17 protein-coding genes are annotated in these 19,581 nt (G+C 73.2%); 12 read left to right on the plus strand and 5 right to left on the minus strand.

Translation table 11 applies throughout. The annotated features are described in order from the left end of the window. Positions 1–191 precede the first annotated feature (191 nt). The 5 genes from ACFZBB_RS33065 to ACFZBB_RS33085 all read left to right on the plus strand — a co-directional run bounded on the left by ACFZBB_RS33065 (position 192) and on the right by ACFZBB_RS33085 (position 4,066). A complete protein-coding gene (locus ACFZBB_RS33065; RefSeq protein WP_188284144.1) occupies positions 192–353 on the plus strand; it encodes a DUF4177 domain-containing protein in 162 nt (53 codons plus the stop codon). Then, entirely contained in the window at positions 350–817 is a 468-nt protein-coding gene (locus tag ACFZBB_RS33070; RefSeq protein ID WP_391130392.1) for an Atu1372/SO_1960 family protein, read from the plus strand. Before ACFZBB_RS33065 ends, ACFZBB_RS33070 begins: the two co-directional genes overlap by 4 nt. A gap of 158 nt (positions 818–975) precedes the next feature. Beyond that, entirely contained in the window at positions 976–1,989 is a 1,014-nt protein-coding gene (locus tag ACFZBB_RS33075) for an NUDIX hydrolase (RefSeq protein WP_391130394.1), read from the plus strand. Further along, a complete protein-coding gene (locus ACFZBB_RS33080) occupies positions 1,986–2,819 on the plus strand; it encodes an MBL fold metallo-hydrolase (RefSeq protein WP_391042643.1) in 834 nt (277 codons plus the stop codon). The genes ACFZBB_RS33075 and ACFZBB_RS33080 overlap by 4 nt, the downstream gene beginning before the upstream one ends. After that, positions 2,816–4,066 carry a cytochrome P450 gene (locus ACFZBB_RS33085; RefSeq protein ID WP_391130397.1) on the plus strand — a complete coding sequence of 417 codons (1,251 nt, stop codon included), beginning with the start codon at positions 2,816–2,818 and terminating at the stop codon, positions 4,064–4,066. Before ACFZBB_RS33080 ends, ACFZBB_RS33085 begins: the two co-directional genes overlap by 4 nt. A gap of 91 nt (positions 4,067–4,157) precedes the next feature. Here the strand turns inward: ACFZBB_RS33085 and ACFZBB_RS33090 are convergent, their stop codons facing one another. Then, positions 4,158–5,765 carry an ABC transporter permease gene (locus ACFZBB_RS33090; protein WP_391130400.1) on the minus strand — a complete coding sequence of 536 codons (1,608 nt, stop codon included), beginning with the start codon at positions 5,763–5,765 and terminating at the stop codon, positions 4,158–4,160. Then, positions 5,762–6,853 carry an ATP-binding cassette domain-containing protein gene (locus ACFZBB_RS33095; protein ID WP_391130403.1) on the minus strand — a complete coding sequence of 364 codons (1,092 nt, stop codon included), beginning with the start codon at positions 6,851–6,853 and terminating at the stop codon, positions 5,762–5,764. Before ACFZBB_RS33095 ends, ACFZBB_RS33090 begins: the two co-directional genes overlap by 4 nt. Positions 6,854–6,954: 101 nt before the next feature. Here ACFZBB_RS33095 and ACFZBB_RS33100 point away from each other — a divergent pair, with 101 nt between their 5' ends. Further along, positions 6,955–7,437, plus strand: coding sequence for a MarR family transcriptional regulator (locus tag ACFZBB_RS33100; protein ID WP_391130406.1), 483 nt, complete (start codon positions 6,955–6,957; stop codon positions 7,435–7,437). Between the two features lie 31 nt (positions 7,438–7,468). On the opposite strand, the gene ACFZBB_RS33105 is transcribed toward ACFZBB_RS33100, so the two are convergent. Further along, positions 7,469–8,314 carry a diacylglycerol kinase family protein gene (locus ACFZBB_RS33105; RefSeq protein WP_391130409.1) on the minus strand — a complete coding sequence of 282 codons (846 nt, stop codon included), beginning with the start codon at positions 8,312–8,314 and terminating at the stop codon, positions 7,469–7,471. Between the two features lie 134 nt (positions 8,315–8,448). On the opposite strand from ACFZBB_RS33105, the gene ACFZBB_RS33110 reads away from it, so the two are divergent. Next, a complete protein-coding gene (locus ACFZBB_RS33110; RefSeq protein WP_391130413.1) occupies positions 8,449–9,732 on the plus strand; it encodes an adenylosuccinate synthase in 1,284 nt (427 codons plus the stop codon). A gap of 116 nt (positions 9,733–9,848) precedes the next feature. On the opposite strand, the gene ACFZBB_RS33115 is transcribed toward ACFZBB_RS33110, so the two are convergent. After that, positions 9,849–11,591 carry a protein kinase gene (locus tag ACFZBB_RS33115; protein WP_391130416.1) on the minus strand — a complete coding sequence of 581 codons (1,743 nt, stop codon included), beginning with the start codon at positions 11,589–11,591 and terminating at the stop codon, positions 9,849–9,851. 244 nt (positions 11,592–11,835) lie between these two features. Here ACFZBB_RS33115 and ACFZBB_RS33120 point away from each other — a divergent pair, with 244 nt between their 5' ends. Both ACFZBB_RS33120 and ACFZBB_RS33125 read left to right on the plus strand, forming a co-directional pair. Next, positions 11,836–12,522 (plus strand): GntR family transcriptional regulator, encoded by a 687-nt coding sequence (locus ACFZBB_RS33120; protein ID WP_391130419.1) that lies wholly within the window; start codon positions 11,836–11,838, stop codon positions 12,520–12,522. 53 nt (positions 12,523–12,575) lie between these two features. Continuing rightward, positions 12,576–13,226 carry a hypothetical protein gene (locus tag ACFZBB_RS33125; protein ID WP_188284155.1) on the plus strand — a complete coding sequence of 217 codons (651 nt, stop codon included), beginning with the start codon at positions 12,576–12,578 and terminating at the stop codon, positions 13,224–13,226. A gap of 88 nt (positions 13,227–13,314) precedes the next feature. On the opposite strand, the gene ACFZBB_RS33130 is transcribed toward ACFZBB_RS33125, so the two are convergent. Next, on the minus strand, positions 13,315–14,061 hold the full coding sequence (locus ACFZBB_RS33130) for an SLATT domain-containing protein (protein ID WP_391130422.1): 747 nt from the start codon (positions 14,059–14,061) through the stop codon (positions 13,315–13,317). Between the two features lie 236 nt (positions 14,062–14,297). On the opposite strand from ACFZBB_RS33130, the gene purD reads away from it, so the two are divergent. The 3 genes from purD to ACFZBB_RS33145 all read left to right on the plus strand — a co-directional run bounded on the left by purD (position 14,298) and on the right by ACFZBB_RS33145 (position 19,543). Then, the gene (gene purD / locus ACFZBB_RS33135; RefSeq protein WP_391130425.1) at positions 14,298–15,545 is read left to right on the plus strand and encodes a phosphoribosylamine--glycine ligase; all 1,248 of its coding nucleotides are present in this window, start codon (positions 14,298–14,300) and stop codon (positions 15,543–15,545) included. A gap of 195 nt (positions 15,546–15,740) precedes the next feature. Continuing rightward, a complete protein-coding gene (locus tag ACFZBB_RS33140; RefSeq protein WP_391130428.1) occupies positions 15,741–17,540 on the plus strand; it encodes a hypothetical protein in 1,800 nt (599 codons plus the stop codon). Between the two features lie 518 nt (positions 17,541–18,058). Further along, the gene (locus tag ACFZBB_RS33145) at positions 18,059–19,543 is read left to right on the plus strand and encodes a N,N-dimethylformamidase beta subunit family domain-containing protein (protein WP_391130431.1); all 1,485 of its coding nucleotides are present in this window, start codon (positions 18,059–18,061) and stop codon (positions 19,541–19,543) included. Positions 19,544–19,581: the final 38 nt, after the last annotated feature.

The raw sequence follows: 19,581 nt of genomic DNA on the forward strand, positions 1-19,581 counted from the left end.
CTGAAGGCACCCCGTACTCGGGCGGCCGTCCGGTTGGGGTGACGGCGCGATGACCGCCGGGTGTCGATCCGGGGCGGCGGCGCGGGGCCGAGCGGGGGCGCGGCAGGGGTCCGGACGTGGTCCGCGTACGGTCCCCGCCGGTCGGGGAGCGCCGTGCCGGACGGCCGCCGGGGAGGCACTACAGTCGCCGTATGGCGAAGAAGTGGGAATACGCGACCGTGCCGCTGCTCGTGCACGCGACGAAGCAGATCCTCGACACGTGGGGCGAGGACGGCTGGGAACTGGTGCAGGTCGTGCCGGGGATGAGCCCCGAGCAGCTCGTGGCGTACTTCAAGCGGGAGAAGGCGGCGTGAGCGGCGCCGTCGACGCGCGGCTCGCGGAGCTGGGGCTGACGCTGCCGGACGTGGTCCCGCCGCTGGCGGCCTACCAGCCCGCGGTGATCTCCGGGCGGTACGTCTTCACCTCGGGGCAGCTCCCCATGGTCGAGGGCAAGCTCGCGCTGACCGGCAAGGTCGGCGCCGAGGTCACCGCCGACGAGGCGAAGGACCTGGCCCGCACCTGCGCGCTCAACGCGCTGGCCGCCGTCCGCTCGGTCATCGGTGACCTCGACCGGATCGCCCGTGTGGTCAAGGTCGTCGGCTTCGTCGCCTCCGCCCCCGACTTCACCGGCCAGCCCGGTGTGATCAACGGCGCCAGCGAACTGCTCGGCGAGGTCCTCGGCGAGAAGGGCGTGCACGCGCGCAGCGCCGTCGGCGTGGCCGTCCTCCCGCTGGACGCCCCGGTCGAGGTCGAGGTCCAGGTCGAGCTGACGGACTGAGTCCGCCTGTCCGGCGCCCGCGGGGGAGCTCCCTGCGGGCGGCGGCTCTCGAACGTCGCGGGCAGCTCCCTGCGGGCGGCGGTTCTCGAACGTCGCGGGGGGCTCCCTGCGGGCGGCGGCTCTCGAACATCGCGCCGGATGGACGTAGCATCCCGCCCATGACCAGGACCGACGGACAGATGTTCCCCGCCTCGTGGCCGGACCGCATCCGGGCGCTGACGAGCGGGGAACTGGTCCCCGTCACGCCGCGGCGGGCGGCGACCGTACTGCTGCTGCGGGACACCGACGCCGGCGGACCCGCCGTCCACATGCTGCGCAGACGCGCCTCCATGGCCTTCGCCGGGGGCGCGTACGCGTATCCGGGCGGCGGCGTGGACCCGCGCGACGAGCGTCCCGTGGGGTGGGCGGGGCCGTCGCTGGAGGCGTGGGCGGCGGCGCTGGGGGCGACCGAGGCGGTCGCGCAGGCCGTGGTGTGCGCGGCGGTGCGGGAGACCTTCGAGGAGTCGGGGGTGCTGCTCGCCGGGCCCGACCCCGAGACCGTCGTCGCCGACATCACCGGGGCGGACTGGGAGGCGGACCGGGCCGCGCTGGCCGGTCACCAGCTGTCCTTCGCCGACTTCCTGGCCCGCCGCGAACTCGTCCTGCGCTCCGACCTGCTCGGCCCCTGGGCGCGCTGGATCACCCCGGAGTTCGAGGAGCGCCGCTACGACACCTGGTTCTTCCTCGCCACCCTCCCGGCCGGGCAGCGCACGCGGGACGTGTCGGGCGAGGCGGACCACACCGTGTGGCTGCCGCCCGCCGCGGCCGTCGCGGGCTACGACCGCGGCGAGCTGAGCATGCTGCCGCCGACCGTCACCACCCTGCGCGACCTGCTGCCGTACGCCTCGGCCGCGGACGCGCTCACCGCCACGGGTGACCGCGACCTCACCCCGGTCCTGGCCCGCGCCGCCCTCGACGAGCACGGCGACGTCGTCCTGACCTGGCCGGGCCACGACGAGTTCACCCGCTTCATCCCGGGCACGGCGGGCCCGCTGCCGGACCGGGGCCAGAGCCGGGACCAGGACCAAGACCGGGCTCAGGACCAGGACCGGGCTCAGGATCAGGGCCGGGCTCAGGACGCGGTGCGGAGCGAGGACCCGGACCGGGCCCGGGACGAGGGAGCGGGCCGATGACCGCCGCGAAGCCGCCCGGCGAGCCGCGCGCCACCATCGGCGGCCGGGCCACCGCCCGCGCCCTGTGCGTGCTGGCTCCCAACCCCTCGGCGATGACCCTGGACGGCACCAACACCTGGATCGTGGCCGAACCCGACTCACCGCTGGCCGTCGTCATCGACCCCGGCCCGCTGGACGAGGGCCACCTCGCCCACGTGGTGGAGGTCGCCGAGCGGGCGGGCAAGCGCGTCGCCCTCACCCTGCTCACCCACGGCCACCCCGACCACGCGGAGGGCGCGGCCCGCTTCGCCGAGCTGACCGGCACCCGCGTACGGGCCCTGGACCCGGCGCTGCGGCTCGGCGACGAGGGCCTGGCCGCGGGCGACACCGTCACCACCGGCGGCCTGGAACTCCAGGTCGTCTCCACACCCGGCCACACCGCCGACTCGCTCTCCTTCCACCTCCCGGCCGACGGCGCCGTCCTGACCGGCGACACCGTGCTGGGCCGCGGCACCACCGTGGTCGCGCACCCCGACGGGCGGCTCGGCGACTACCTGGACTCGCTGCGGCGGCTCCAGGCCCTGACGGTCGACGGCGGGGTGGACACCGTGCTGCCCGGGCACGGCCCCGTGCTCACCGACGCCCGCGGCGCCGTCGAGTACTACCTCGCCCACCGCGCCCACCGGCTCGCCCAGGTCGAGACCGCCGTCGAGTCGGGGCTGCTCACCGCCGCCGACGTCGTCGCCCACGTCTACGCCGACGTCGACCGCTCCCTGTGGCCCGCCGCCGAGCTCTCCGTCCAGGCCCAGCTGGCCTACCTACGCGAACACGGACTCATCGATCTGCCATGACACCCACCTCTCCGGCGTCACCCGCCGCCCCTTCGCCCGGACCCGCCTTCGAGCCCTGGTCGCCCTCCTTCGTCGCCGACCCCTACCCGGCCTACGAGGCCCTGCGCGCGGCCGGCCGCGCGCACTGGTTCGAGCCGACCAGGCAGTGGCTCATCCCGCACTACGACGACGTCAACGCCCTGCTGCGCGACCGCCGTCTGGGCCGCACCTACCTGCACCGCTTCACCCACGAGGAGTTCGGCCGCGAGGCACCGCCTCCCGAGCACGAGCCGTTCACCACGCTCAACGGCAACGGGATGCTGGACCTCGAAGCCCCCGCGCACTCCCGCATCCGCCGCCTGGTCGCCAAGGCCTTCACTCCGCGCACGGTGGAGAATCTGGCCCCCACCGTCGAGCGCCTGGCCGCCGAACTCATCACCTCCCTGCACGCCGACGGCGGCGGCGACCTGCTCTCCCGGGTCGCCGAGCCGTTGCCGGTCGCGGTCATCGCCGAGATGCTGGGCATCCCGGCCGCCGACCGCGGTCTGCTGCGGCCCTGGTCGGCGGCGATCACCGGGATGTTCGAGCTGAACCCCACCGAGGAGAGCGCCCGCCGCGCGGTCGCCGCCAGCGAGGAGTTCTCCGCGTATCTGCACGAACTCATCGCCGCCCGGCGCACCGACCCCGGCGAGGACCTGATCAGCGCGCTGATCGCGGCCCGCGAGGACGGGGACGTGCTCAGCGAGCAGGAGATGATCTCCACCATCGTGCTGCTGCTGAACGCGGGCCACGAGGCCACGGTCAACACCACCACCATCGGCTGGCTCAACCTCTTCCGGCACCCCGACCAGCTCCGGCTCCTCTACGACGCCCCCGACCGGCTGCGGGACGGCGTGGACGAGATGCTGCGCTACGACACTCCCTTGCAGATGTTCGAACGCTGGGTGCTGGACGACATCGAGGTCGGCGGCACGGTCATCCCGCGCGGCTCCGAGGTCGCCCTGCTCTTCGGCTCCGCCAACCGCGACCCGGCCCGCTTCACCGACCCCGACCGCTTCGACGTCACCCGCCCCGCCGCCGACAACCGGCACGTCAGCTTCGGCGCGGGCATCCACTACTGCCTCGGCGCCCCGCTGGCCCGCCTCGAACTCGGCGCGTCCTTCGGCACCTTCCTGCGCCAGGCGCCCGGCCTGCGGCTGGTCGCCGAGCCCGCCTGGAGCCCCGGCTATGTGATCCGCGGACCGGAGGAGCTGCTGGTCACCTGGTGACGGCGCGGGACCGTGCGCAGGACGGTGGGGCGGACGGGCGCAGGACCGTACGACGGGCTCGCGCGCACGGCCCTGCGGGGATCGCCGCGGGTCAGCCGGTGACGAGGTCGCGGCGGCGAAGCCCGGCCAGGCCGGCCGCGAGGGTCCCGGCGGTCACGAGTATCAGCCAGGCGTACGGCGTCGCGGTGATATCGCCGCCGGGCAGCTTCGGCACGTGGGTGAACGGCGAGAGGTCGAGCAGCGGCTGCGGCAGCCGCAGCAGCGGGCCCAGCTGACCCATCATCACGAAGAGCCCGAGCAGGCCCCAGGCGGCCGTGGACGCCCTCGGCAGCAGGCCGAACAGCAGGGTGCCGAGCCCGATCAGCACCCACACGGCGGGCGCCTGCGCGACGGCCGCCCCGATCAGCCGGGGGACCTGCCCGCCGATGTCGTTGATGGCGCCGCCGTAGGCCAGGCCCATCAGCAGGCCGCCGGCGGCCAGCAGGACGACGGTGCCGAGCAGCGCGTGGACGAGGTGGCTCGCGGCCCAGCGCACCCTGCCGACCGACTGGGCGAGCACGGCCTCCGCGCCCTGCCCGGTCTCCTCGGTGCGCAGCCGCAGCACGCTCTGCACGGCGAAGACGGCGGCCATGATGCCGAGCAGGCCCATCGAGGTCGACAGGAACGCGTCGGTCAGGCCCTGGTGGCCGCCCATCCGCTGGAAGATGTCGTCCACCTGGCCGTTGCCCCCGATCAGATCCCCGACGGAGTCGGTGACCGAGCCGTAGACCCCGCCCGCGACCGCCAGGCCCGCGGCCCACGCGTACAGGGTGCCGCGCTGCAACCGCCAGGCCAGGGCGACGGGTCCGTTCAGCGAGCGGGCCGCCCACGCGGGTCCCGGACGGGCGGGCAGGAGACCGGCCCCGGTGTCCCGGCGGGCGACCAGCGTGTACGCGGCGCCGCAGGTCAGTACGGCGAAGGCGGCGGCGGGCAGCAGCACCCACCACGCCTCGTCGGCGTACGGGTGGAGGTGTTCGAGCCAGCCCAGCGGTGAGATCCACACCAGGGGCGAGGAGGAGTCGGTGGTCGCGGCGTCCCCGGCGGCGCGCAGCAGGAAGGCGCCGCCTAGCACGGCTCCCGCGACGCCCTTGGCGAGCCGCGCGGTCTCGGTGAGCTGGGCGGTCACCGCGGCGACCCCGGCGAACATCATGCCGCCGACCGCGAGGGCGACGGCGAGCGCGACCGAGCCCGTCAGGCTCTGGCCGAGCACGGTCATGCCGCACAGGACGACCAGGGCGATGGCGACGTCGGCGGTCGCGGCGGCCGACAGGGCGGCGGTGAGCGGGGCCCGGCGGTCGACCATGGTCGCGCCGAGCATTTCCTGGCGGCCGGTCTCCTCTTCCTCACGGGTGTGCCGGACGACGATCAGCATGCTCATCAGCCCGGTGAGGGACGCGCCGAGCACGCCCATCCGCCAGCCGGTGAGCGCGCCGATCGTGTCCCAGTCGTAGATGGGTCCGAAGAGCGCGCGCAGCGGCGCGCTGGCGTTGGTGCTGCGCGCGAGGTCCGCGCGGTCGGCCTGGTCGCCGTAGAGCGTGCGGAAGGAGGCGGCGGTGCCGATGACGGACGCGGCCAGCACGTACAGCCAGGCCGGGATCATCAGCCGGTCGCGGCGCAGGGCCAGTTGGGTGAGGGCGCCGGTGCCCGCGAAGCCGCTCATCGGGGCGTCGCCTTACGCGGACCGGTCGCGGACGGCGTACCGGATGCGGACGTATCGGTAGCGGACGGCCCGTCGGGTCCGGACGGCGTACCGGCCGGGCCCTCGACAGCCGACGCGTGACCGTCGGCGTCCGGGTCCTCGTAGTGCCTGCGGAACAGCTCCTCCAGGGTGGGCGGGCGGCTGGTGAGGCTGCGGACGCCGGTGTCGGCGAGAGCGCGCAGCAGGGCGTCGAGCTTGTCGGTGTCGGCCTGGAGGGTGACGTGGTGCCCGCTGACGTCCACGTCGTGCACGCCGGGCAGTTCGTCGAGGCCGTGCGGTGGGGCGGCCAGTTCGGCGGTGACGCTCGTGCGGGTCAGATGGCGCAGCTCGCCGAGGGCGCCGGTCTCCACGGTGCGGCCCTGGCGGATGATGCTGACCCGGTCGCAGAGCGCCTCGACCTCGCTGAGGATGTGGCTGGACAGCAGCACGGTCGCCCCGCGGTCCCTGGCCTGCTCCACGCAGCCCTGGAAGACCTCCTCCATCAGCGGGTCGAGTCCCGAGGTCGGCTCGTCCAGGATCAGCAGGTCGGCGTCCGAGGCGAAGGCGGCGACCAGGGCGACCTTCTGCCGGTTGCCCTTCGAATACGCGCCGCCCTTCTTCGTCGGATCCAGCTCGAACCGGTCGAGCAGTTCCTGTTTCCGGCTCGCGGCACCGCCGTCGCCCCGCTCGCCGGTCTCCCCGCGCCCGCGCCACCGGCCGCGGACAGCGCCTCCGCCGCCTCCGCCGCCTCCGCCGCGCAGTCTGCCGAAGAGGTCGATGATCTCGCCGCCGCTGAGATTGGGCCACAGCGTGACATCGCCCGGCACATAGGCGATCCGCCGGTGCAGGGCCACCGCGTCCCGCCACGGATCGCCGCCGAGCAGCCGGGCCTCGCCGCCGTCGGCTCTGATCAGGCCGAGCAGGACGCGGATCGTGGTGGACTTCCCCGCCCCGTTGGGACCCAGGAAGCCGTGCACCTCGCCGGTGCGGACGGACAGGTCGAGTCCGTCGAGTGCGTGTGTGCGGCCGAAGGTCTTGCGGAGCCCGGCCACCATGATTGCGTCCGTCATGCTTGTGAAGCTACAGTACATTCAGAAATTTGTGAAGATAACGAAGCGGATAAACTTCACTCAGCGTGACTTGGTCGGATCGGACGAGGGAGGCGGCGGCCATGGCGGACCCGCGGGACGACGAGAGACCTGCGGAGGTGCTGACGTTCATCGAGCGCTTCGCCGCCGAGATGGTCGAGGCCGGAATGCAGCGGATGGCCGCCCGGGTCTTCTCCGCGCTGCTCGTGTCCGAGAACGGCGCGCTCAGCTCCGCCGAGCTGAGCGAAAGGCTCCAGGTCAGCCCGGCCGCGGTCTCCGGCGCCGTGCGCTACCTCGCCCAGGTCGGCATGGTGCACCGCGAGCGCGACCCCGGCTCGCGCCGCGAGCTCTACCGGGTGCACCACGACCAGTGGTACGAGACGTTCACCAGCCGCAGCGGCGTGCTCGCCCGCTGGGAGAACACCTTGCGCACCGGAATAGACACCGTCGGCGAGGAGACGGACGCCGGTCAGCGGCTCGCCGAGACCGCCGCCTTCTTCGAGTTCCTGCAAAGGGAGCTCGGCGCGATGATGGACCGCTGGCGGGAGCACAAGGCCACGATGTGACGCGCGGCCCGCTGAAACGCTCCTGCCGCCCTCAGCGCGGCACCGTCAGCCGCCACGCCGACCGCTCCACCGTCCACGTACGGCTGCGCACCGGCCCGGTGACGGCGGAATCCGCGCGGTAGCGGAAGTCACGGCCCGAGACGGTGATGGTCCGCGCCTGCGCGCGTACGTGCTCCGCGCCCTCCGTGCGGCGGACGAAGACCTCCGCCACGCCCGACGGCGAGGTGCGGACCGAGATCTCCTGCACCGGCTGGTCCAGATCGGCCAGCAGCACGCCGTCGGCCTCCACGCGCAGCCGTTGCCGCGGCTGCTGACCGTTGACCGGGATCGGCGCGGTGAGGGTGCGGACCAGGGAGCGGGCGGTCTTCTCGACCGGCGTCCACCAGTGCGCGGCGGTCTGCGAGACCGGGGTGCCGCACGGGATGCTCAGCGTGCCGAGCACGATCCCGCCGCTCTCGTCGACCAGCAGGTCGAGCTCCCGCTCGACGCCGTCGAGCACCGCCCGCGCCGCCGCCAGCACCTGGCCCGGCACACCGAGGCCGCGGGCCAGCGCGGACCGCGGCCCGATCGGCACCAGCGCGACCGGCGCCTCCCCGAGCGTGCGGTCGCGGTGCAGCGCGCGCACCATCCGCAGCAGCGCCGCGTCGTCGCCGAGCACCACAGGGTGACGGCGACCGCGGTGCGCCAGCGCGCGCTCCGCCTCCTCCGCGGAATCCGGGACGCAAACTTTTACGGAGTACGCGCCCGCGCACAGGACATCTTTGGCGATCCGCACGGATTCGCCGTCGACCGCGCGTGCCGCGGGGTCGATGACCAGGAGCAGGGGGTGCCCCCGGCCGGAGTCCGGGGGAGGATGCCCAGGAGACACGGCCGACACCTTGGTCCTTCCTCAGGTAAAATCTCGGTGCAAGAGCCCCTTGCGCCTTTGCGTCAGGGGCTTCGTCTATTCCGGGGCAGGTTCGACGGCTCTCTGCACGTTGGACATGCCCCGCCCGGAAGGGGTGTACGCCTGTGCCCGCACTTGTGCTGCTCGGTGCTCAGTGGGGTGACGAGGGCAAGGGGAAGGCCACCGACCTGCTCGGTGGCTCCGTGGACTATGTGGTGCGATACCAGGGCGGCAACAACGCCGGCCACACGGTCGTCGTCGGCGACCAGAAGTACGCACTGCATCTCCTCCCCTCCGGAATCCTGTCACCGGGGTGCACCCCGGTCATCGGGAACGGTGTCGTCGTCGACCCGGCGGTCCTGCTCTCCGAGCTGAGCGGGCTGAACGAGCGCGGTGTCGACACGTCCAAGCTCCTGATCAGCGGTAACGCACACCTGATCACGCCGTACCACCAGACCATCGACAAGGTGACGGAGCGGTTCCTCGGCAACCGCAAGATCGGCACCACCGGGCGCGGCATCGGCCCGGCCTACGCCGACAAGATCAACCGGGTGGGCATCCGCATCCAGGACCTGTTCGACGAATCGATCCTCCAGCAGAAGGTCGACGCGGCGCTCAGCGAGAAGAACCAGGTCCTGGTCAAGCTCTTCAACCGGCGCGCGATCAGCACCGACCAGGTCGTCGAGGAGTACCTCGGCTACGCGGAGCAGATCAGGAGCTACGTCGCCGACACGACCCTGATCCTCAACAACGCGCTCGACGAGGGCAAGGTCGTCCTGATGGAGGGCGGCCAGGGCACGCTCCTCGACGTCGACCACGGCACGTACCCCTTCGTCACGTCGTCCAACCCGACCTCCGGCGGCGCCTGCACCGGCAGCGGTATCGGCCCCACGAAGATCAGCCGGGTGATCGGCATCCTCAAGGCCTACACAACGCGTGTGGGCTCCGGACCGTTCCCCACCGAGCTGTTCGACGCGGACGGCGAGCGACTGCGCACGGTGGGCCACGAGTTCGGCGTCACCACCGGGCGCAACCGGCGCTGCGGCTGGTTCGACGCGGTCATCGCCCGTTACGCGACCCGGGTCAACGGCCTCACCGACTTCTTCCTCACCAAGCTGGACATCCTCACCGGCTGGGAGCAGATCCCGGTCTGCGTCGCGTACGAGATCGACGGCCGCCGGGTCGAGGAACTGCCCTACAGCCAGTCCGACTTCCACCACGCCAAGCCGGTCTACGAGTACCTGCCCGGCTGGACGGAGGACATCAGCAAGGCCAAGTCGCTCTCCGACCTGCCGAAGAACGCGCAGGCGTACGTGAAGGCGCTGGAGGAGATGTCGGGCGCGCCGATCTCCGCGATCGGCGTCGGCCCCGGCCGTACCGAGACGATCGAGATCAACTCGTTCCTCTAGAACGGCCCCAGGCCCCAGGCCCAAGCCGAGGCAGTCCAAGTCCAGGCCCAGGCTGCGGCTCCGTAGGTAAGCCCCGCTCACCCAGGTGAGCGGGGCTTACCTGTGTCCGGACGCGGTCAGTGGTCGACCTTGGTGTACGTCAGCGGCGCCTTGCTCGTGTCGAGGTTGTCGCGGCGCAGATGGGTGTCGTCCACCAGGGTGAGCGTGGTGCCGTCGCCGGGGCTGCACGAGGACGCGGGCGTCCCCGTCACCACCTGCGACGGGCTCAACTCGACCGGCGGGCCCACTGAGACGACGTGCATGGACCAGAAGCAGGCGTAGGAGGCGCTGTCGCCCGACAGTTCCACGGAGCCGTCCGCCTTCACCGTCAGCGTCCGGGTGTTGTCGCCCGCGTCGTCACTGGTGAAGGAGGTCCGCCAGGTGCCGACCATGCCGCCGGGCACCGCCGCGTTCGCGGGGTCCGCCTGACCCGGCGACGTCCGCGCGGGACCCGAGGTCGGCGGGGACGTCGGACCGGTGGGTGTGCTCACACCGGGGTCCGGATCGGCCGTGTTCTTCGTGCCCCCCTGGCCCGCGATGTACGCCGTCACGCCGCCTGCGACGACCACCAGGGCGACGATCGCCGCGATCAGCGGCCCGCGCCGCGTCTTGCGCGGCCCGCCCGCGTCCGGCCCTGCCGGCCGCGGTTGCGTGTACGTCGGCGGGGGCGGCGTCGGACCGGCCGGTGCCGCACCGGCCGGGGGCGCGTACGAGCCGTAGGTCGGTGAGTACGCGGTCGGCGGCGGTTGCCTGACCGGGGTCGCTCCGTCGGTGCGCGCGCCGGTGCCCGAGAGATGGCCGGGGTCCGCCCGTGTCGGCGTGGGGGCGCCCGGTCCGCCGACGGCCACGACCCCCACGTCCAGCTCCGTCGGTGTGGGGGACTCCGCCGCCGCCTCCACCTCCAGCAGCCGCACCGCGTGCCGTCCGAGCTGCGCCACGATCGCGCCGGACAGCCACGGCTCGGCGGTCGAGTCCTGCGCCGCGCTGTCGTCGCTCCCGCCGTCCGCCTCGCCCAGCCGCTCCAGCACCCGCGCCAGCGAGGGCCGCTCCCCGGGCTCCTTCACCAGGCAGGCGGCCACCAACTCGCGCAGCCCGTCGGGCACTTTGTCCAGGTCGGGCGGCTCCTGCACGATCCGGAACATCTGGGCGTGCACACCGCTGGCCGCCGCGCCGAACGGCTGGAGACCGGTCGACGCGTAGGCCAGCACCGAGCCGAGGCAGAAGATGTCGCAGGCGGGCGTCACCCGGTCGCCGCGCACCTGCTCGGGCGACATGAAACCGGGGGAGCCCACCATGGCGCCGGTATAGGTGAGGGAGCCGCCGTCGACGACCGTCTCCAGGGCGCGCGCGATCCCGAAGTCGATCACCCGCGGACCGTCGATGGTGATCATCACATTCGAGGGTTTGAGATCGCGGTGCACCAGACCGGCGGCGTGGATGTCGCGCAGCGCGTGCGCGAGCCCGGAGGCGAGCACCCGCACCGAACGCTCCGGCAGCGGACCGTACTCCTTGATCACCTGGCTGAGCGAGGGCCCCGCCACATAACCGGTCGCCACCCACGGGACCTCGGCCTCGGTGTCGGCGTCCAGCACCGGCGCGGTCCACTTCCCGCCCACCCGGCGCGCGGCCTGCACCTCACGGCGGAAACGGGTGCGGAACTCCTCCTGGGACGCCAGTTCGTCGCGGACCAGCTTCACCGCCACCGTGCGACCGCGCTCGGAACGCGCCAGGTAGACGATGCCCATCCCGCCCACCCCCAGCCTGCCCAGGAGGCGGTACGCGCCGATCGACCGCGGATCGCCGGACCTCAGCTCGTCCATCGTCGCTCTTCCCCGTCCCGCTCCGCACTGTGCGGCTCCGTCCCGGCACCGCGCCGCCGCCCACCCGTACGCCGAAGAATAAGCGTATGAACGCCAGGGGGTCAGAGGTGTTCCCCGTTCCGCTCGCCGCGCATACGCGTACGGGCTTCGCATATCGTGTGCGGCAGTCACCCGCGCGTACGAACGTACGAATCACCGGAGTACGTGGGCGCGCGCGACGCACAAGGACGACGAAGGAGACGGCATGCCGGACGGCGGCGTATCGCCTGTGCGGCGCAGCAGTCTGCGCCAGCAGATCGCCGACGCCCTGCGCGACGAGGTGCTGACCGGACGGCTCCAGGCCGGTCGCCACTTCACCGTCAAGGAGATCGCCGAGCTGTACGGCGTCTCCGCGACCCCCGTCCGCGAGGCCCTGGTCGACCTCGCCGCACAGGGACTGCTCGAAGTCGAGCAGCACCGCGGCTTCCAGGTCCGCCGTTTCACCGCGCAGGACTTCCACACCCTCACCGAAGCGCGGCTCTTCGTCGTCGAGGCGTCCTTCCGGCGGATGGCCGAGGTCGGCATGGGCGACGTGCCGCCCGACGCCATCGCGTCCGTACGGCGCCGCGCCGAAGCCGCCGCCCGCGCCGCCCGCTCCGGTGTCCTCGACATCCTCATCGGCTGCGACCTGCGCTTCTGGCGCGAGTTGACGGCCCTCGGCGGCAACCCGCACATCTGCGAATTCCTCGACCGCATGCGCACCCAGACCTGGATCTACGCCGTCCCCCACCTGCGCGCCCTGCACGACACCGCCGGGGTCTGCTGGTCCGACCACGTCGCCCTCGTGGACGCCGTCGCCGCTCGCGACACCGCGACCGCCCGGCAGCTCACCCTGGAGCACAGCGACCACACCAGCGCCCTCATCGAAAAGCTCGTCCCCGCCCGGCCATGACGGGACCGGCGCGGGCGTTTTAGGCTGTACGCCCCCGACCGGATGGAGTGTTCGTGGCCTGCGACTTGTGGCTGGTGCCCCTCGTGGACGTGCTCTGCCACAGCCCGGAAAACCCCTTCTCCGAGGAACTCGCCCGATACGACAAGGCATTGAACGACGCCGGACAGCCGCCCGTCCCCGTCTACAACTACATGCCGGGACTGTCGGGCGACGTCGGCCCGATCGCGTGCTTCGACTACGACGCCCTGCACTTCCTGCGCCGCGCCTATCTGCTCAGCCTCCAGGGGCTCGAGGTCACCCCGGTCGACGCCCTCGGCGGCGACTACGAACAGCTCCTGGAGATGTTCGAGGCCACCGCCCAGCGGTCGCACCTGGTCTGGCACTACGACCACGCGGGCGCGTACGTCCCCCTCGACTTCCCCCAGCCCGTCGTCAACGACGAACTCCTCGAAGGCGGCGGCCCCCTCGGCTCCAGCCACGGGCTGCTGCGCGAACTCGAATTCGTCGCCCCCGTCATCGGCATCGACCCCGCCAACCCGCCGCTGCCGCCCGCGCCGCCCGAACACCACACCACCCTTGAGGAGCCTGCCGTCTCCCCGGTCGTGGGCAACGGGCCGTTCGCGCGGGAACACCACGTGTGGCTCGGCCTGCACGCGGCGGCGACGCGGAGCCTGGGCCAGGGCTCGATGATCGTCTTCAGCTAATCGCACCGGGCTGCTTGGCGAGCCGCACCGCGCTACCTGGCGAGCCGCCCCGCGGCTACCCGGCCACTTGGCGAGCCGCCCCCCCCGGCTACCTCGGGCTCTCCGGCGGCCGTTGGCGCGGCATGTTGGGGCGCGTGCTCGGGTGCGCCAGGCGCGGACCCTGCGACGGCTCCTGGCGGCTCGGCCACCAGGCGGCGGACTGGGTGCGCAGCGGAGCGCCGGAGGTGTGGCCGCCGAATTCGACGATCCAGTCGGACGTCTCCATCCGGACGAGGTCGGCGAGGTCGTCGCAGAAGCGGCGGAGGATGGCCAGACAGCGTTCGGCGGCCTCGGCGGCGGTGCCCTCGGTGGGGCCGAGGACCTCGCGGACGCTCTCGGAGGCCCAGTCGAAGCGCAGGGACTCCAGGCGGCGCTGGACGGCCTGGGCGGTGGCGACGTCGCGCATCCACCCCGAGGTGAGGCCGAAGAGGCGGTCGGTGCCGAGGCAGACACCCGCCAGGAGCAGCGCGAGATAGCCCCAGCTCGCGCCGGTGTCCGCGGTGCCGGTCAGCTCCACGAGCGGCAGGGCGGCGCCGGCGGTGCCGAAGAGCACGGCGCCAAGACGCAGGGCGCGGGCGCCGCGGCGCTTGCGGATCCGGTCGTCGAGGTACCAGTCGGCGGTGCGCAGGGCGCCCGTCTCGGCCCAGCGGTACAGCTCCGCCAGGCGTTCCGCGGGCTCGCCCCAGTCGCCGAGCGGGAACGGCAGCGCCCGCAGGTCCTCGTGCTGATGATGCAGCGCCCGCCGCTGAGGCTCGTCCCGAGGCGCTTCCTCGGGAAACATGTCCGGCTGGCTCACTGCACGCTCCCTCGTATGGCCCCAAGGGCCCCTCGTGGACCTCATATGCGGCTTTCGGCACCGGATGTCCGGCCCGGTGGTGAAGCACTCTTCTTACCGCCGAACGGCTGAGCGCGGGGTAGCGATCTCCGGATATCCGCCCATACGGGCAGCGTGATCAGGTATAGGCCGATGAATGCGGTCGCTCGAAAGAGTGAGGGCGGCCCGCCGCCCCGCGGCCCACTACCCTGGTGCGCGTGAAGGTCCTTGTCATCGGCGGCGGCGCCCGCGAACACGCCCTGTGCCGCTCCCTCTCGCTCGACCCCGACGTCACCTCGCTGCACTGCGCGCCCGGCAACGCCGGAATCGGCGAGGTCGCCGAGCTGCACCAGGTCGACGCCCTCGACGGCGCGGCCGTCGCAGAACTCGCCGTCTCCCTCGGCGCCGACTTCGTGATCGTGGGGCCCGAGGCCCCGCTGGTCGCCGGGGTCGCCGACGCGGTACGGGCCAGGGGCATCGACTGCTTCGGCCCGACGGCGCGGGCCGCGGAGCTGGAGGGCTCCAAGGCGTTCGCCAAGGACGTGATGGCGGCGGCCGGGGTGCCGACCGCGCGTAGTTACGTCTGCACGACGGCCGACGAGGTCGACGTGGCGCTCGACGCCTTCGGCGCGCCCTATGTCGTCAAGGACGACGGGCTCGCGGCGGGCAAGGGCGTGGTCGTCACCGGCGACCTGGCCACCGCCCGCGCGCACGCGCTGAGCTGCGACCGGGTGGTCATCGAGGAGTTCCTCGACGGCCCCGAGGTGTCGTTGTTCGCGGTCACCGACGGCGAGACGGTCGTACCGCTCCAGCCCGCGCAGGACTTCAAGCGGGCGCTGGACGACGACGAGGGCCCCAACACCGGCGGTATGGGCGCCTATTCGCCGCTGCCGTGGGCCGACCCCAAGCTCGTCGACGAGGTCGAGCGGACCGTGCTCCAGCCGACCGTGGACGAACTGCGCCGCCGCGGCACGCCCTTCGCGGGCCTGCTCTACGCCGGTCTCGCCATCACCTCGCGCGGTGTGCGGGTCATCGAGTTCAACGCGCGCTTCGGCGACCCCGAGACGCAGGTCGTACTCGCCCGGCTCAAGACGCCGCTGGCCGGACTGCTGCGGGCCGCGGCCACCGGGCAGCTCGCCGCCTTCCCGCGGCTGCGCTGGAGCGACGGCGCGGCGGTGACCGTGGTCATCGCCTCGTACAACTACCCGGACACCCCGCGCACCGGCGACCCGATCTCCGGGCTCGCGGACGTCGCCGAGAAGGACGAGCACGCGTACGTACTGCACGCGGGCACCCGGGAGGACGACGGGCGGATCGTCAGCGCGGGCGGCCGGGTGCTGTCGGTCACCGCGACCGGTTCCGACCTCGCCAAGGCCCGTGACCGGGCCTATCGCGCGGTCGACCGGATCGGTCTGGACGGTGGCCACCACCGTACGGACATCGCCGCGAAAGCGGCCGGTCTCTGACCAAAGCCACTCCAAGGAGTGATGACTCGGCCATAAGGCTGACTCCTTCCCGGCGCCGAACTATGGTGCCCCGAAAGCGCACTGCGGGACATTGCGGCAATCAGCCGTACGGCCATTGCGATGTCCGTGGGCGGTGCGACAGTGGGGGGAGGCCGCCATCGGGGCGGTCACCACAGCGCAGGGGGTGAGTCGCCGATGGCCGGAGAAGCAGGTGAGGCGGTCGCGCGCTCCCGTGCCCTGGCGGTGCTCCGGGTCCGGGGCGCCGCGCTCGGCGCGGCCCTGCTGCCCGCCGCCGTCGCCGTCGTCCTGCACGCGGGCGGCGCGACCGGCCGGATCGGCTCGGGCTGGGACGGTGTGCGCTGGGGGATGACCGGTGGCGCGCTGGTGGTGCTGCTGGTCGCGGCGGCCGTCGCGGCGGTGATCGTACGGGCCAGCCCCGCGGTCAGTCCCGCGGTGCCGGTGGCCGAGACCGCCGCGCCCGACCTCTACCGGATGGTCCGCGACCTGGCGGAGCGGATGGAGGTGCCCGCGCCGTCGGCGATAGAGCTGACGCCGGACTGCGACAGCTGGCTGGAGGAGCGCAGGGCCGACCGGCCCGCGGGCCGCAAGGCCAGGAAGGCCGCCAGGGAAGAGGGCAGGCGGACCGCGCCCGTGCTGGTGATCGGCTCGCCCTTCATGTGGTGGATGCGGATCGCGGAGCTGCGCGCGCTGCTCGCGCCCGTGGTGGCGGGCACAAGACCGGCCGCCGATCCGGAGATAGCTGCCGCCCGCCGCTTCGTGCGCGGCCTCGACGCGGCGGCCGGAGTCGCCGCGCACGGCCGCGAGGGCACTGTGCTGTTGCGACCGGTGTTCGGCGTCCTCGGCTGGACGGTCCGGCTGCTGCTGAACGGCTGCCGTGTCCATGTCGCCGAGATGGAGCGAGGTGTCGCCGCCTCCGCCTCCGAGCGCGCGCAGGCCGTCGACTACGGGCTGCGGATCGTCGCCCAGGAACAGGTGGGTCTGGCCTACGCGGGCTGGGACCGGCTGCTCACCCGCGTCGCGCTGCCCGCCTGGCGGATGGGCCGCTGGCCGTCCCGGCTGGACGCCGGGGTGGTCGCCGCGCTCACCGAGCTGTCCCGGCGCGACCGGCTGGCCGACGGCTTCGAGACCCGGCTGGGCGAACGCCCGGCCTGCGATCTCCTGGAGGAGCCCGGCGCGATGGACGAGGCCGTCTCGCTGCTGGCCGCCCGGCTCTTCCACGCGGGCCCGCAGCGGCCCGGCCCCGACTGGGCGCCCGTGAGCTGGAGCGGCTATCCGGACGAGGTCGTCGACCGCATCTGGCGCACCGAGGCCGCCCGGCTGATACGCGTCCTGGACGAGGTGCCGCCGCCGGAGCCCGGCATCGCCGCCGCGGCCGAGGAAGAGGACGAAGGACCGGCCGCGATCGGCGGCGGGCGCCGCAGCGGCCTGCTCCTCGGCGACCGGGCCACGACCGGTCCGACCGCCGCCGCCCGCACCTCGGCGGCGGAACGGGCCGCCGCCGCGCTCGCCGACGAGCCGGGCCGCGCCACCCTCACCCGCGTCATCGACCGGCTCTCGCGCGGCGGCAGCGAGGAGCTGGCCGCCAGGATCGGCGCGCTCGCCGCCCGCGACGAGGCGGCCCGGCACGCCGCGACGGCCGAGAACGCCAAGGGCGGCGGCGGAAACGGCGGCGGAACCGGCGGCGGTACGGAGGAAACCCCCGTGCCCGTCTCCCCGTTGCTGCCACCCCGCACCGGCCGTGAGCTGCTGACCGACCACGTCACCGCCGTCGTCTGCTGCGCCGCCGTGGACACCGCGGGCGCCGACGCGGGCCTGGACTGGCTCGACGGCCCCACGCTGCTCGTCGGCGGCACCCGCCGGGCCGATCTGACCTGGCCGGTGCTCCGCCTGGTCGAGAACGGCGACGCGGCACCGCTGCGCTCCTGGCTCAGGGCCGTCGGCGTCCGCCCCGACAAGCCGATCCGGCTGGTGTGATCAGCCGACGTGGCGCGCCGCCGTGAAAGCCGACGTGATGCGCCATCGTGATCAGCCGACGTGATGCGCCATCGTGATCAGCCGACGTGATGCGCCATCGTGATCAACCAATGTGACAAGCGCCACGTCGCCCCCGCGCGAGCGCCGTCCGGGGGCGGTGCGTTTCGGCCACGACCGCACGCCGTCCGGCACCACCTCGCACCCTGCCGCGCAGCGCGCCACGCGGCGCGGAACCCGCCCGGCTTCTGGCCCGTACCGCCTGCTTCCGACCGCTCGGAGCGCGCGGCGCGACCGCTTGACCTGGGTCATGTGACGTTCACCACACGCCGGTTGACCGAATCTGCTTCACTCGTCGCCCGATCCGTTCCGATAATTCACCACGAACGGTAACCGGTGCGGTGCTTTCTGTGATGTGCTGGGTATGTGCACCGCACTATTGCACCGCATGGGTGAACGACGGGTGGAGCGGGGAACCGCGGGAGCCAGCGCGGCCGGGGATCGGTGAGGGAGGGGCTTCGATGAGTACGGACCAGATCCGACGGTGGGAGTCCGGAGCGCATGCCCACGGGGTCTCCGACCCCTTCGGCCAGGGCCCGCTGCCCTGGCTGCGCGGCGCCTCCCAGTATTTGGACGACGACGGCCAGGTCGTCCCCTGGTACGTCGACCTGGCCGTGAGCAGCGGTGGCGCCGCGCACCGCCCGCGCTTCCCCGGACCGCGTACCGCCGACGACGTACGCCGTCAGATCAAGGGCTTCGCCTCCGCGGGATCCGTCGTACCCGGCGAGGCCATCGACTTCCGGATCACCGTGGACCCGCCGCAGGAGTTCACGGTCGACGTCTACCGGATCGGCCACTACGGCGGCGACGGCGCCGCGAAGATGTCCGCGAGCCCCCGGCTGTCCGGCATCGTCCAGCCCGCGCCGCTGGCCGCCGGAAGGACGGTTTCCTGCCATCACTGGTGGCAGTCCTGGCGGTTGCAGATCCCCACGTACTGGAACACCGGCGCCTACGTGGCCGTCCTCACCACCGCAGACGGCTACCGCAGCCACGTCCCCTTCACCGTCCGCGCCACCCACGAGGCGGACCTGCTCCTGCTGATGCCCGACGTGACGTGGCAGGCGTACAACCTCTACCCCGAGGACGGCAGGACCGGCGCCAGCCTGTACCACGCGTGGGACGAGAAGGGGCAGCTCCTCGGCGAGGAACAGGCCGCCACCACCGTCTCCTTCGATCGCCCCTACGCGGGCGCCGGCCTTCCGCTGCACATCGGCCACGCCTACGACTTCGTACGCTTCGCCGAGCGCTACGGCTACGACCTCGCGTACGCCGACGCCCGCGATCTGCACGCGGGCCGTATCGACCCCACGCGCTACCGCGGCCTGGTCTTCCCCGGTCACGACGAGTACTGGTCCAAGCCGATGCGCCGGGCCGCCGAGACCGCGCGCGACGCGGGCACCTCGCTGGTCTTCCTGTCGGCCAACACCATGTACTGGCAGGTCGAGTTGGCCGCCTCCCCGGCCGGGGACGCGGACCGGCTGCTGAGCTGCCGCAAGCGCCGCGGCGACAACAAGGGCCGCACCGCGCTCTGGCGCGACCTCGGCGAGCCGGAACAGCTCGTGCTCGGCGTGCAGTACGCGGGCCGCGTCCCCCAGCCGTCGCCGCTCGTCGTCCGCAACGCCGAGCACTGGCTGTGGGAGGCCACCGGCGCCACCGAGGGCGACGAGATCGACGGCCTGGTCGCGGGCGAGGCCGACCGCTACTACCCGCGCGCCCCGCTGCCCGAGAGCATCGGGCGCATCCTGCTGGCCCACTCGCCGTACGAGTCCACCGACGGCCGCCGCTGCCACCAGGAGACCTCGCTCTACCAGGCCCCCAGCGGCGCGTACGTCTTCGCCTCCGGCACCTTCGCCTGGTCCCCGGCGCTCGACCGCCCCGGCCACGTCGACCCGCGCGTCCAGCGCGCCACCGCCAACCTCCTCGACCGCATCTGCAAGCACGACTGAGGGCCCGACAGGGCCCTTCTGGCCCACCCCCGCGCACC

It is taken from the genome of Streptomyces sp. NPDC008139 (genome assembly GCF_042957025.1).
Lineage (GTDB): Bacteria > Actinomycetota > Actinomycetes > Streptomycetales > Streptomycetaceae > Actinacidiphila.